Origin of the sequence: Martinezella dioscoreae (assembly GCF_009176305.1) — a bacterium.
Classification (GTDB): Bacteria; Pseudomonadota; Alphaproteobacteria; order Rhizobiales; family Rhizobiaceae; genus Rhizobium; species Rhizobium dioscoreae.
In genome coordinates this window covers 40084-52413 of sequence record NZ_BLAJ01000012.1, presented here as the reverse complement: position 1 = coordinate 52413, position 12330 = coordinate 40084, and the positions used below count along the sequence as shown (strand labels likewise).

Sequence of the window (12330 nt, the reverse complement as noted above, 5' to 3'; positions counted from 1 at the left end):
CATCCGGCCTGCCGGCGGTTTCGCATCGCACCGGCGTAAGGCGCGAGGGAAACTGGTCTCAAGGGTTTATACCCTTCATAAGCATCCGGCGGGCGTCCAGGTGAACGCCCGCCGGAAATTCCGTTAGCGGCGGATACCGAGGCTGTTGATCAGCTTGGTATAACGGCCTTCGTCCTTCTTCTTGAGGTAGTCAAGAAGCGAGCGTCGGCTGGAAACCATCGTCAGAAGGCCACGACGGGAGTGGTTGTCCTTCTTGTGGTCCTTGAAGTGTTCCGTGAGGTTGTTGATGCGCTCGGTCAGGATCGCAACCTGGACTTCCGGAGAACCGGTGTCGCCTTCGGCGGTAGCGTATTCCTTGATCAGCGCAGCCTTGCGCTCAGCAGTGATCGACATCGGATGGTCCTTTCTATGAGAGGAGATTGAAGTCGCCAAACGCCGGGATGTCGTCCAGCATTGGCCGCGAATGCAATCAGGCATGCCTGATGCTGGCGCTGCCTATAAACCAAATGAGCGCCAATGGAAAGAGGGTTCTCCCCGGGGCGCCTTTCAGCGCCCCGCCATGGCATCCCGGATCATGGCATTGTAGCCTTCCGGATCCTGCAGCATGGCGAAATGGCTGGCATCCTTCAGGATGACGAGCTTGGCGCCCGGGATTTCCTTCGCCATCATCTCGGTATGGTCCAGCTTCACCGCTTCGTCATGGTCGCCGATAGCAAGTGTCACTGGCACCGTGATCTTGCCGAGGTCGGCTGCGGTCCATGCCGGCTGCGTCTCCCACATCTTCGAGATCTGTTTGACGAATGCCTCATATTCGTTCGGGGTCGGCGACAGCTTCCGGTAATAGTCGCCAGCGACGTTGATGTAGTCGTTGAAAGTCTTGTTGCTCATTACATCGGGTTTCACGCCGTCGATGGTGACATTGGCGGCCTGGGCGACCACGCGCGTCAGCTTTTCGGGATGTTTCATCGCCATGTCGATGCCGATGATGCCGCCATCGGACCATCCAACCAGCGTCACCTTGCCGACCTTCAGATAGTCGAGCAACGCGGCGTAATCCGAGGTCATCAGATCGTAGCCGAAAGGCTGCTGGCTGCGCGTCGAGCGGCCATGCCCGCGGCTGTCGGCGACGATGACGAGATGATCTCTCGCAAAATCGGCAACCTGAGCGCCCCAAACATCGGCATTCCCGAGACCGCCATGAATGAAGAGGATCGGGTCACCTTCGCCATATTCGGCATAATACATCTTGATGTCATTGACATCGGCTATGCCGCTCGCCTTCGGCTGCGGCATTGGCGGGAACGGCGGCAGCCCGGCCCACCGTTCGGCGGATTGGGCGTTCGTCACCGTCAGGAACAGGGAAAGGAATGCAACTATTCCGAATGCAACGCTGCGCATGTTTGCCCCCTTTGGATGGGCCATGATGGCCCGTCGGGGAACATATCGTATAGCCATCGCCCGCAATAGCCGCTATTTGCGGTTGATTGAGGTCAGCCGAACACGCGCTTCGGACGGAACTCGCCCTGGCCGATCTCGCCGATCGCAATCAGCTTGCCGCGTGCCGTGGCATAGGCCTCGGTTTCGGCAACCGGCGCATCGCGGCCGCGCACCAGGATCGGGTTGCCCATCTTCAGGCGGTGTGCCTGGTCGTCGCTGATGACGAGATGCGGCAGCGAAGACAGCGCCTCGGCCGTGTCGATCAGCAGCGCATCGAGGGCTGCAAGCCGCTCGTCCGTATCTTCGATCTCTTCCAGCGCCACGAGATCGGCAAGCGGCACCATCGTCTCTTCGGCGAAGGGAGCGACGAAGCTGCGGCGCAGGCCGGAAATATGGCCGTAGCAGCCGAGATCACGGCCGAAATCGCGGGCAAGCGCGCGCACATAGGTGCCCTTGCCGCACTCGACCTCGAAATGCGCTGTATTGGCGTCCGGGCAAGCGAGCAGCGTCAGGCGGAAAATCTCGACTTCGCGTGAGGGGATCTCGACCGTCTCGCCTTCGCGAGCAAGGTCATAGGCGCGTTCGCCTGATATCTTGATGGCGGAGAACTGCGGCGGGACTTGCTGAATGACGCCGGTATATTTCGGCAGAAGCGCGCGAATATCTTCTTCGCTCGGACGCTTGTCGGAGGTGGCGGTCACTTCGCCTTCAAGGTCGTCGGACGCGCGTTCTTCGCCCCAGGTCACGGTGAACTCATAAATCTTGCGGCCGTCCATGACGTAGGGAACCGTCTTGGTGGCGTCGCCAAGTGCGATCGGCAGCATGCCGGAGGCGAGCGGATCGAGCGTGCCGGCATGGCCCGCCTTCTGGGCCTTGAACAGCCACTTGATCTTGGAAACGGCTTCGGTCGAGCCGAAATCCACCGGCTTGTCGAGGATGAGCCAACCCGAAATCGGACGGCCCTTGGGTTTGCGTGGCTTGGACATTCTCTGTCTCTGTTATTGATCTTGGTCGTTATCGTCGTCGAGATCACGGCTGACCTCGGGCGAGCGCAGAAGCGCGTCGATCTTCTTGTAATTGTCGAAGCTCGTATCGTCGCGGAAGCGAACTTCCGGCATGTACTTCATCTGGCGAAGCTGCGGGCCGAGACGGCCGCGGATGTATTTCGCATGGCGGTTCAGCGCTTCGATGACGGCGCCGTGGTCGGTAACGCCAAGCGGCGTCACGAAGGCGGTCGCGATCTTCAGATCGGGCGACATGCGCACTTCGGAAATGGAGATCACGGTGCGCTCGATCAGGTCGTCGCGCACTTCGCCGCGCTGCAGAACCTGCGTGATCGCTGAGCGCACCTGCTCGCCGACGCGAAGCATGCGCTGCGAAGGCGCGGAAGAAGTTGGTCTGGTCATGGTTGTTCCGTTAGCAGCGTCCTTTGGACGCGATAAAGCGGGTCAAATGACTCGATCCGGCGCAAAGGTCAAGGCTGGAGAGGGTTTGCGGCCTGCCAGAAGCCGAGAATCCTTTCGAAAGCGGCATCCTGAGCGTCCTGATCGGCAAAGGCGGATGCCGGGATGTAGGTGACAAAGGTTTCGGTATCGAATTCAATCCGTCCGCGGCGGCGGCTGATATTCAAGATCTCGCTCCAGCCAAGCCAAATCGATGTCTGCGCCGAATTCCAGGCGGCACGTTCGGGCGTGATCGTGACAGTGACGGTGACATCAGGGCGCAGGCGCGATTGCATCACCCTTAGGCGTCGGCGTGTGGCCACCTAAAATAGAGCAAGATCAGTGCGTAGCAGATCAGTGTCGGTACGAGCCAAATGATCGCCATCTCACCCAGGCCGATCGATCGCGACAGCCCGAACACGGGAATGAATACATATTCCCGAAGAAGATGGAAAAAGACGGGAAGCGCTACGCCGACCGCGATCGCCGACACGAAGAACCAGGCCGTCTCGCTCTGTGCATTCCTTGGACGGCGAAGGGCAAAACGCTGTCCTGCCTGGCGCATCACGGCGACATGTTCCGCCGGCTGGCGAACGAAGGAGACGGTGAGGGATTGATCGCCTGCAAGCTCTGTCGTGATCTCCATGGCGTACCCATTTAGCGGCATTTAAAAAAACCGCCGGTTTCGGCCGGCGGTTTTGATATCTAGCAAATCGAAGGATTGCTTACAGCGTACGGGTGATGTGCTCGACGCGGAAGCATTCGATCGTATCGCCGACGCGGATGTCTTCGTAGTTTTCGAAGGCCATACCGCATTCCTGGCCCATGTTGACTTCGGAGACTTCGTCCTTGAAGCGCTTGAGCGTCTTGAGCTTGCCTTCGTGGATGACGACGTTGTCGCGAACCAGGCGAACGCCGACACCACGCTCGACCTTGCCTTCGGTGACGCGGCAACCCGCGACCTTGCCGACCTTCGTGATGTTGAACACCTCGAGGATCTCGGCATTGCCGAGGAAGGTTTCGCGGCGCTCCGGAGAGAGCAGGCCCGACATCGCTGCCTTCACGTCATCCACCAGATCGTAGATGATGTTGTAGTAGCGGATCTCGATGCCTTCGCGCTCCGCCAGCGTGCGGGCCTGAGCATTGGCACGGACGTTGAAGCCGATGATCGCTGCGTCGGATGCACCGGCGAGCGAGATATCGGATTCGGTCACGCCGCCGACGCCCGAATGGACGATGCGCGCGCGCACTTCGTCGGTGCCGAGCTTTTCCAGCGCGCCGGCAATGGCCTCGATCGAGCCCTGCACGTCGCCCTTGATTACCAGCGGGAATTCCTTGATGCCCGAGGTCTGCAGCTGCGACATCATCTGCTCCAGCGAGCCGCGCTGACCGGACTGGCGAGCGGCTGCCTTGTCGCGGGTGAGGCGCTGGCGGTATTCCGAGATTTCGCGGGCGCGGCTTTCGCTTTCGACGACGGCGAACTTGTCACCGGCCTGCGGTGCACCGGAAAGGCCGAGCAGTTCGACCGGCATGGCCGGCCCTGCTTCCTTCACATGCTCGCCCTTGTCGTTGACGAGCGCGCGAACACGGCCCCACTGATCGCCGGCGACGACGATCTGGCCCGGACGCAGCGTACCCTTTTGCACGAGCACGGTGGCGACGGAGCCGCGGCCACGGTCGAGCTGGGCTTCGATGACCGTGCCTTCGGCCGTGCGGTTCGGATTGGCCTTGAGATCAAGGATTTCCGCCTGCAGCAAGATGGCTTCGAGCAGCTTGTCGAGGTTGGTGCGGTTCTTCGCGGAGACTTCCACGTCGAGCACTTCACCACCCATCGATTCGACGAAGACTTCATGCTGCAGCAGTTCCGTGCGGACCTTCTGCGGATTGGCTTCGTGCTTATCGATCTTGTTGATCGCCACGATGATCGGAACACCGGCCGCCTTGGCGTGGTTGATCGATTCGATCGTCTGCGGCATCACGCTGTCGTCAGCCGCCACCACGAGGATCGCGATATCGGTCGCCTGGGCGCCGCGCGCGCGCATCGCCGTAAAGGCGGCGTGGCCGGGCGTGTCGATGAAGGTGATCTTCTGACCGTTCTGCTCGACCTGATAGGCGCCGATATGCTGGGTGATGCCACCGGCTTCGCCGGCGACCACGTTCGCATGGCGGATGGCGTCGAGCAGCGAGGTCTTGCCGTGGTCGACGTGGCCCATGATGGTGACGACGGGCGGACGCGAAACCAGTTCGCCTTCCTCGTCGGCAACATTGAAGATGCCCTGTTCAACGTCGGATTCCGAAACGCGCTTGACCGTGTGGCCGAATTCGCCGGCGATGAGTTCTGCCAGATCGGCGTCGATGACGTCGCCCGGCTTCATCATCTGACCTTCCTTCATCAGATACTTGATGACGTCGACGGCGCGTTCGGACATGCGCTGCGACAGTTCCTGAATGGTAATGGTCTCGGGCAGCACGACTTCACGCGAGATCTTTTCGCGTGTTTCCTGCATCTGGCTGCGGCGGAACTTTTCCTGGCGGCGGCGCATGGCCGAAAGCGAGCGGCCGCGTGCGTTGCCGTCTTCGTCGACATCGGCGGTCGTGACCGTCAGCTTGCCGCGGCGGCGTTCTTCGTCGGTCTTCGGACGCGTGGTGACCGGCTTTGCCGGCTCAGGCCGGGTGATCTTGCCACGGACCGGAGCACCACGGGACGGGCCACGGCCTTCCTCATCCTCGTTGCCCGGGCGACGGCGATTGGCCGGCGCTTCCGCGGCGGCTGCGCCGGGGCGGGCGGACTGGGGGGCGGAAGCATCCGGACGGCGTACAACGGCCGGCGCCGGAGCAGGCTGCGTAGCCGGCTTCGGAGCGTCAACCTTCGCCTCGACTGGAGCGGCCGGGGCCTGTTCGGCGACCTTGGCTGCTTCTGCGGCGCGAGCGGCCTCTTCTGCAGCGCGACGGGCAGCTTCGGCCTGTTCGGCGACGCGGCGTGCTTCTTCTTCCTGGCGGCGGCGAGCTTCTTCCTCGGCGCGACGAACGGCGTCTGCCGCATCGCGGGCCTGTGCGTCAGCCAGCGCGCGGCGGCGAGCATCCATCTCGTCGGCCGACAGATGGTTCAGAACCACCGGACGCGACGAGCGCTCCTGCTGCGGGCGCTGCTGATAGCCCTGGTTGGATTGTGCCGGCCGCTGCTGCTGGCCGCCAGGCTGATGAATGCGCGGAGCCGGCTGCGGCGGGCGCGGCGGCTGCGGCGTCGGTTCGGCGACGCGCGTCACCGAGGGCGCCGATGTCGTTACCGGCGTGATTGGCTTTTCGTCTTCAGGACGTAGCGGGCGGCGCTTACGGGTCTCAACCACGACCGCCTTGGTGCGACCGCGGCCCATGTCCTGGCGCACGGTGCCCTGGTTTACGCCTGAAGGCTTCAAGGTGAGGGTCTTCTTACCCGAAACACTCAGCGTCTTGTCGTCTTGATTGTCGGTCATTCCGTTCCTGTTCCTTCGGACAGGGCACGGAAACGTCCGTCAGACCCTGTCGTTCAATGCATGTACCTTAATGAGGCGTCCGGCAAAGGCCGGTGACCGCGTCATTGTTTTCGCCGGCCAGCGCCGCCCGTTGCCCGGGACTGACCGCCGTTGCGGTACCGTTCGAGCAGGTTTGCGCGCTTCACTACACCCTCACCCGCCTGCCCTGCAAGCGCTGCGGCATGGATAAAAGCATTCTGGCCCATCAGTTCGTCCATTTCCGCCTCCGTAAAGACACGGAAGGACGGTATTTCCGCTTCGGTCTCCATGCCGAGATGCCAGGCCTTCCTTGCCTGATCGATCTTGCGCACGCCATCGGCGGCGGCGTTCATCGCATGGAACACGGCAAGTGCCGACCCGTTGCGAACGGCGCCATCCACCTTCGACGAGCCGGATACGAACTGGCCCGCCTTGCGTGCCATGTTCATCATCCCGGCCAGTTGCGCCGCTAGAAGGCGGTCGACGGTGGCGCCGAGATCGCTCGGCGCGGTCACCTCCGCCTTCAGAGCGCGGGAGAACAACTTCTTTGCCACTGCCTTGTCCACGAGCGCCCGGTCGATCTTGACCCAGCATCCGCGTCCCGGCAGCTGCCGCTTCAGATCCGGAACGACTGTTCCGTCCGGAGCGGCGACGAAGCGGATCAGCTCATCCGGCGATCCGCTTTCGCGTGTTACGATGCACATACGGCCATTTGCGCCGTCACCCGAAAGATCGTCGTCTTCGGGCGCGGCCTTCGGCCCCTCTGCGCTCATCATGCTTCCTGCTCGGCCTCGCCTTCACCTTCCGATACCTCTTCGGCTTCGGCGGCGAGATCGGCTTCGGTGATCCAGCCGGCCAGCAGGCGGGCCTGCACGACCATCTGTTCGGCTTCGACGCGCGAGACTTCGAGCTTGGAGAACAGGCCTTCGAACTTCTTCGTTTCGCCGTTCTTGCGTTCGCTCCAGCCGACGAGATCGTCGGCGGCGCAGCCGGCGAAGTCCTCGATCGTCTTGATGCCGTCTTCGCCGAGGGCGACCATCATCTGTGCAGTCATGCCGTTGATCTGGCGAAGCTCGTCGGAAACGCCGAGCGCCTTGCGCTTCTCGTCCATCTCCGCTTCGAGCTTTTCGAGATATTCGCGGGCGCGCGTCTGGATTTCCTGGGCGGTATCTTCGTCGAAGCCGTCGATCGAGGAGATTTCGTCCAGATCGACGTAAGCCAGTTCCTCGACGGCGGCAAAGCCTTCCGAGGCCAGAACCTGGCCGACCATCTCGTCGACGTCGAGCGCGTCCATGAACAGGTTCGTACGCTCGTTGAATTCCTTCTGACGGCGTTCCGATTCCTCGGCTTCCGTCATGATGTCGATATCCCAACCGGTCAGCTGCGAGGCGAGGCGGACATTCTGGCCGCGGCGGCCGATGGCGAGCGAAAGCTGCTCGTCCGGCACCACGACTTCGATGCGCTCCGCATCTTCGTCGAGAACGACCTTGGCGACTTCGGCCGGCTGCAGCGCGTTGACGACGAAGTTCGCCGGCTCGCTGGACCAGGGAATGATGTCGATCTTTTCGCCCTGCAGCTCGCCAACGACGGCCTGAACGCGCGAACCGCGCATACCGACGCAGGCGCCGACCGGATCGATCGACGAGTCGTTCGAGATGACGGCGATCTTGGCGCGCGAACCCGGATCGCGGGCGACCGACTTCACCTGGATGATGCCGTCGTAGATTTCGGGCACTTCCATGGTGAAGAGCTTGACCATGAACTGCGGATGCGTGCGCGACAGGAAGATCTGCGGGCCGCGCTGCTCGCGGCGCACGTCGTAGACATAGGCGCGGACGCGATCGCCATAGCGGAAGTTTTCACGCGGGATCATTTCGTCGCGGCGGATGATGCCTTCGCCACGGCCGAGGTCGACGATGACGTTGCCGTATTCGACGCGCTTGACGGTGCCGTTGACGATTTCGCCGACACGGTCCTTGAATTCGTCGAACTGGCGGTCACGCTCGGCTTCGCGCACCTTCTGCACGATGACCTGCTTGGCCGACTGGGCGGCGATGCGGCCGAAATCCATCGGCGGCAGCGGATCGGCAATAAAATCGCCGAGGGCTGCGTCCGGGTTGCGGTCGCGGGCCAGTTCTAGCGGGATCTGCGTGGAATAGTCTTCGGCCTTTTCGACCACTTCGAGCAGACGCTGGAGGCGGATTTCACCCGTCTTCGGATTGATATCGGCGCGGATATTCGATTCCGTGCCATAACGCGAGCGCGCGGCCTTCTGGATCGCATCCGCCATTGCGGCAAGCACGATCTCGCGGTCGATGACCTTTTCGCGCGCCACTGCATCTGCGATCTGCAGAAGTTCTAGCCGGTTCGCACTGACTGCCATTGTTCTTAGTCTCCGTCTTCCTGCCTTTAGGTTTCCCGTTCCGTCAGGCGGTTCGTTGATCGGTTATTCCTGGTCGTCCGCTTCGTTCTGGTTCGCTGCCTCGGCTTTCGCCAGCTTATCGGCGCGCAGCGCGTCGCGGATGAGATCGTCCGTCAGGATCAGCTTGGCCTCGGCCAGCGTGCTGAACGGAATGGTCACCTTGGGCTCCTCGCCATAGGCGACCTGGTCGCGTTCGATCGTGAAGCCGTCATCGTCGACGGCGGCGATCTTGCCGCGGAAACGCTTGCGGTTATCGACGAGGATCGACGTTTCGCACTTGACGATATGGCCGATCCAGCGCTGAAAATCCGACTTTCGCACCATCGGGCGGTCGATACCCGGCGAAGACACTTCGAGATGATACGCCTTATCGATCGGATCTTCCACATCCAGGACCGGAGAAATGGCCATGGAGACCTCTTCGCAGTCCTCGACGGTCATGGTGCCGTCGTTGCGCTCGGTCATGATCTGCAGTGTCAGGCCGTTCAGATTGAGGAGGCGCACGCGCACCAGACGGAAGCCCATGCCCACAAGCACGGGCTCGATGATCGCGGCGACGCGCTGATCAAGGCCGGTTTCGACGATCAGCCGGGGTTCATTGGTATTGTCTGCGTTTGTCACGTCCGACAAGCATTCACTCCGCATTGTTCATGCATTGGGAGATCGCGCTAATAAAAAAGAGCGGGTCCTTGCGGCCCACTCTTCATCACACGATCAAGAATTTGATGCGGATATAAGCCTCTTTCCGGCAAATTGCAAGGCATTCGCGCCGAAAGCCTTTTCCGCAGCTATTTCAGCACGCCGAGCATGGAGCTATCGGGATAGCAGGTGGGCTTCATGCCGCTCTTTTCCTGCCATTGACCGATCGAGCGCCGGGTTTTGTAGCCGGGCAGGCCGTCCGTGCCGCCGACATCGTAGCCCTTGTGCTCCAGAACCTTCTGCATATTGGCGACATCCGAGCGCAGCATCTTGCCGACATCGCCCCATTTTTCCTGAAAAGCGCCGCTGCCATTGGCGATGCGGTCGGCAAGATTGCCGATATAGAGGCCGTAGAGATCGGAATTATTGTATTCCTTGATCACGTAGAAATTCGGCGTGACAATGAATTCCGGTCCATCGCGGCCGGCCGGGACCAACATCATGCCGCTGGCGCGCATTTCGTCCGCCGGGAAGGCCTTGCCGGAAACCGGCTTGATCCCAAGCGAAGCCCATTGCGAGATCGGCTTCGCTAGATCAGGTCCTTCCTGCGCGCAGGACACATTCTGCGGAATGGTCACCTCGTATCCCCAGCCACGGCCGCGCTGCCAGCCCTTCTGAACCATATAGTTGGCTATGGAGGCCAAAGTGTCCGGCACTGAGGTCCAGATGTTGCGATGGCCGTCGCCATCGAAATCGACGGCATATTTCAGATAGTTGGTCGGCATGAACTGGGGCTGGCCGAGCGCGCCGGCCCACGAGCCCTTGAACTGATCCGGCGTCACATCGCCATGGTCGAGGATGCGCAGCCCAGCGATCAGCTCATTGCGGAACATGTCCTTGCGCGTCGACATGAAGGCTTTGGTCGCCAGCACCTGGACCGCCGAATTCGGCAGCTTGGCGGCGCCGAAGCCGGTCTCTCGGCCCCAGATCGCAAGCAGGATCGGTCCCGGAACGCCATAGGTCTTCTCGATCCGCCGCAGCACCGGCCCATATTGCGAGGCGAGGCTCCGCCCGGTCGCGGCGAGCTTCTGCAGCCGTCCCTCATTGAAATAGGGGGCGGGCGAGGAGAATTCCGCCTGTGTCTGTGCCTGCTCCTTCGGCTTCGGGAAACCCGGCGGCTCGAGGTCAGGCAGATCCCAGTTCAGCATCACGCCGGCAAAGGCGGCCTGGAAGGTCTTTTCGGAAATCCCGGCCTTTCGCGCTTCCAGCCAGAGATCCTTCTGAATCCAGGTTTGAAACTGCGCTTCGACATCGGCTTTCGAGGCGGCAAGCGCAGGGAGGGGGAGAAGGGCGAGGAGGAGGAGCAGTCGCAGAACGTGCCGCGAGATACCCCCCTCTGTCCCTTTCGGGACATCTCCCCCACAAGGGGGGAGATTGTTGACGGTGGGCTTTGCGCCATACCGGAGGTCTGAAGTCTCTGCGATTGCAGTGCGAAATTGTTTGTCGAAGACGGTGCTACGAGCGACCAATCTCCCCCCTTGTGGGGGAGATGTCACGAAGTGACAGAGGGGGGTGCGCACTCTCCTCATGAACCTGTCCTTCATTGCAGCAATCAAATCGCCGTCCGCGCCCTCAGCGCCGCCGCCAGCGTGCCTTCGTCGAGATAATCGAGCTCGCCGCCCACGGGCACGCCATGGGCAAGGCGGGTGATCTTGACCTCGAGGCCATCAAGCTGGTCGGTTATATAGTGTGCTGTTGTTTGCCCCTCGACCGTCGCATTGACCGCGATGATGATCTCTCGGATGCCGCCTTCGCTGACGCGCGCGATCAGCCCACGAATGTTGAGATCATCAGGCCCGACGCCGTCGAGCGGCGACAGGACGCCGCCGAGGACATGGTAGGCGGCGTTCATCGCGCCTGATCGCTCCAGCGCCCAGAGATCGGAGACGTCCTCGACGACGATGATGACGGACTGGTCGCGGCGATCGTCGGTGCAGACAGTGCAGGGGTCGACGGTATCGACATTGCCGCAGCGCGAGCAGATCTTCACCTTGTCGTAAGCGTCGGCCATCGCATGCGACAGCGGGCCGAGCAGCTGGTCCTTCTTCTTGATCAGATGCAGCGCCGCGCGGCGCGCAGAGCGCGGCCCGAGGCCTGGTACTTTCGCCAGGAGCTGGATGAGTTTTTCGATTTCGGGGCCGGTGACTCGCTTTGCCATGGGAGGCTTTTAGCTCATATGCTCAAGGAACGGAATCACGGAAGGAACGGTTGACCGATGAAAATTCTGGCCGTGTGCCGCGGCGCCCCTGAAACGCTGCCGGGCAAGAAGGCGAAGACGGGGATCAATAAGCACGCCGTCAGCGGTGCCGTCATGGTCGATGAGCTCGGGTTGCTCGGTGATGCCATCTGCAATCGCAAGCATCATGGCGGCCGTGATCAGGCCGTTTATATCGAGGGCTCGCTGACGCTGGACTGGTGGGCAGCCGAGCTTGGGCGGCCGTTGGAGCCCGGCACCTTCGGCGAAAACCTCGTCATCGATGGCCTGGACAATTGCCAGGTCGCCGCCGGCGATCGATTCATAGCCGGCGATCTTGTTTTGGAAGTGACTTCGGCGCGCATTCCCTGCTCAACCTTCGCGGCGAAGATGGGCGATCCGCAATTCGTCAAGCGATACATCCAGGCGAGGCGACCCGGCATCTATTGCCGCATTCTTGCGAGCGGCACAGTGAGCGCTGAAATGCCGGTCACCTACCTGCCCTATGCCGACGAGAGGGTGACCATGCCGGAAATGATGGCGACATTCGGTAGGCGATTGTCACCGGAGGATCGGGCGCGCTATCTGGCGGCGCCCATTCATCACAAGCTGCGTGCGCTCATCGAAAGCGACGCAGCAGTCTAA

The 12330-nt window shown here is 61.7% G+C and carries 13 protein-coding genes; 1 reads left to right on the top strand and 12 read right to left on the bottom strand.

Going from position 1 to position 12330, the window contains the following annotated elements; genetic code table 11:
* Positions 1 to 123: 123 nt before the first annotated feature.
* The 12 genes from rpsO to recR form a co-directional block, all read right to left on the bottom strand.
* Positions 124 to 393: a 30S ribosomal protein S15 gene (gene rpsO, locus GDN47_RS27835; protein WP_113354142.1), complete on the bottom strand. Its 270-nt coding sequence runs from the start codon at positions 391 to 393 to the stop codon at positions 124 to 126.
* A gap of 153 nt (positions 394 to 546) precedes the next feature.
* On the bottom strand, positions 547 to 1398 hold the full coding sequence (locus GDN47_RS27830) for an alpha/beta fold hydrolase (RefSeq protein WP_152094682.1): 852 nt from the start codon (positions 1396 to 1398) through the stop codon (positions 547 to 549).
* 92 nt (positions 1399 to 1490) lie between these two features.
* Positions 1491 to 2423 (bottom strand): tRNA pseudouridine(55) synthase TruB, encoded by a 933-nt coding sequence (gene truB / locus GDN47_RS27825; RefSeq protein WP_113389925.1) that lies wholly within the window; start codon positions 2421 to 2423, stop codon positions 1491 to 1493.
* A 12-nt stretch (positions 2424 to 2435) separates the two neighbouring features.
* Complete coding sequence (gene rbfA / locus GDN47_RS27820; RefSeq protein ID WP_113354140.1) at positions 2436 to 2843, bottom strand: 30S ribosome-binding factor RbfA; 408 nt, start codon at positions 2841 to 2843, stop codon at positions 2436 to 2438.
* A gap of 68 nt (positions 2844 to 2911) precedes the next feature.
* Positions 2912 to 3175 carry a hypothetical protein gene (locus GDN47_RS32460; RefSeq protein ID WP_233790161.1) on the bottom strand — a complete coding sequence of 88 codons (264 nt, stop codon included), beginning with the start codon at positions 3173 to 3175 and terminating at the stop codon, positions 2912 to 2914.
* Positions 3176 to 3180: 5 nt separating this feature from the next.
* Positions 3181 to 3525: a hypothetical protein gene (locus GDN47_RS32455; RefSeq protein ID WP_233790159.1), complete on the bottom strand. Its 345-nt coding sequence runs from the start codon at positions 3523 to 3525 to the stop codon at positions 3181 to 3183.
* 79 nt (positions 3526 to 3604) lie between these two features.
* Positions 3605 to 6352, bottom strand: coding sequence for a translation initiation factor IF-2 (gene infB / locus GDN47_RS27810; protein WP_113354138.1), 2748 nt, complete (start codon positions 6350 to 6352; stop codon positions 3605 to 3607).
* A gap of 101 nt (positions 6353 to 6453) precedes the next feature.
* Positions 6454 to 7146 (bottom strand): RNA-binding protein, encoded by a 693-nt coding sequence (locus GDN47_RS27805; protein ID WP_069613594.1) that lies wholly within the window; start codon positions 7144 to 7146, stop codon positions 6454 to 6456.
* Positions 7143 to 8753 (bottom strand): transcription termination factor NusA, encoded by a 1611-nt coding sequence (gene nusA, locus GDN47_RS27800; RefSeq protein WP_113389927.1) that lies wholly within the window; start codon positions 8751 to 8753, stop codon positions 7143 to 7145. The genes GDN47_RS27805 and nusA overlap by 4 nt, the downstream gene beginning before the upstream one ends.
* Positions 8754 to 8816: 63 nt before the next feature.
* Entirely contained in the window at positions 8817 to 9422 is a 606-nt protein-coding gene (gene rimP / locus GDN47_RS27795; RefSeq protein ID WP_152094681.1) for a ribosome maturation factor RimP, read from the bottom strand.
* A gap of 158 nt (positions 9423 to 9580) precedes the next feature.
* Entirely contained in the window at positions 9581 to 11020 is a 1440-nt protein-coding gene (locus tag GDN47_RS27790) for a lytic murein transglycosylase (protein WP_371865538.1), read from the bottom strand.
* Between the two features lie 23 nt (positions 11021 to 11043).
* The gene (gene recR / locus GDN47_RS27785) at positions 11044 to 11649 is read right to left on the bottom strand and encodes a recombination mediator RecR (RefSeq protein WP_113330933.1); all 606 of its coding nucleotides are present in this window, start codon (positions 11647 to 11649) and stop codon (positions 11044 to 11046) included.
* Positions 11650 to 11706: 57 nt separating this feature from the next.
* Between recR and GDN47_RS27780 the strand changes: the two genes are divergently transcribed.
* Positions 11707 to 12330 (top strand): MOSC domain-containing protein, encoded by a 624-nt coding sequence (locus GDN47_RS27780; protein WP_152094680.1) that lies wholly within the window; start codon positions 11707 to 11709, stop codon positions 12328 to 12330.

Excerpts from the sequence above, each read along its gene's own strand:
- infB (WP_113354138.1), bottom strand. The coding sequence starts at position 6,352 with ATGACCGACAATCAAGACGACAAGACGCTGAGTGTTTCGGGTAAGAAG.
- nusA (WP_113389927.1), bottom strand. The coding sequence starts at position 8,753 with ATGGCAGTCAGTGCGAACCGGCTAGAACTTCTGCAGATCGCAGATGCA.
- rpsO (WP_113354142.1), bottom strand. The coding sequence starts at position 393 with ATGTCGATCACTGCTGAGCGCAAGGCTGCGCTGATCAAGGAATACGCT.
- GDN47_RS27780 (WP_152094680.1), top strand. The coding sequence starts at position 11,707 with ATGAAAATTCTGGCCGTGTGCCGCGGCGCCCCTGAAACGCTGCCGGGC.
- truB (WP_113389925.1), bottom strand. The coding sequence starts at position 2,423 with ATGTCCAAGCCACGCAAACCCAAGGGCCGTCCGATTTCGGGTTGGCTC.
- recR (WP_113330933.1), bottom strand. The coding sequence starts at position 11,649 with ATGGCAAAGCGAGTCACCGGCCCCGAAATCGAAAAACTCATCCAGCTC.
- GDN47_RS27830 (WP_152094682.1), bottom strand. The coding sequence starts at position 1,398 with ATGCGCAGCGTTGCATTCGGAATAGTTGCATTCCTTTCCCTGTTCCTG.
- GDN47_RS32455 (WP_233790159.1), bottom strand. The coding sequence starts at position 3,525 with ATGGAGATCACGACAGAGCTTGCAGGCGATCAATCCCTCACCGTCTCC.
- GDN47_RS27805 (WP_069613594.1), bottom strand. The coding sequence starts at position 7,146 with ATGATGAGCGCAGAGGGGCCGAAGGCCGCGCCCGAAGACGACGATCTT.
- GDN47_RS27790 (WP_371865538.1), bottom strand. The coding sequence starts at position 11,020 with ATGAGGAGAGTGCGCACCCCCCTCTGTCACTTCGTGACATCTCCCCCA.
- rbfA (WP_113354140.1), bottom strand. The coding sequence starts at position 2,843 with ATGACCAGACCAACTTCTTCCGCGCCTTCGCAGCGCATGCTTCGCGTC.
- GDN47_RS32460 (WP_233790161.1), bottom strand. The coding sequence starts at position 3,175 with ATGCAATCGCGCCTGCGCCCTGATGTCACCGTCACTGTCACGATCACG.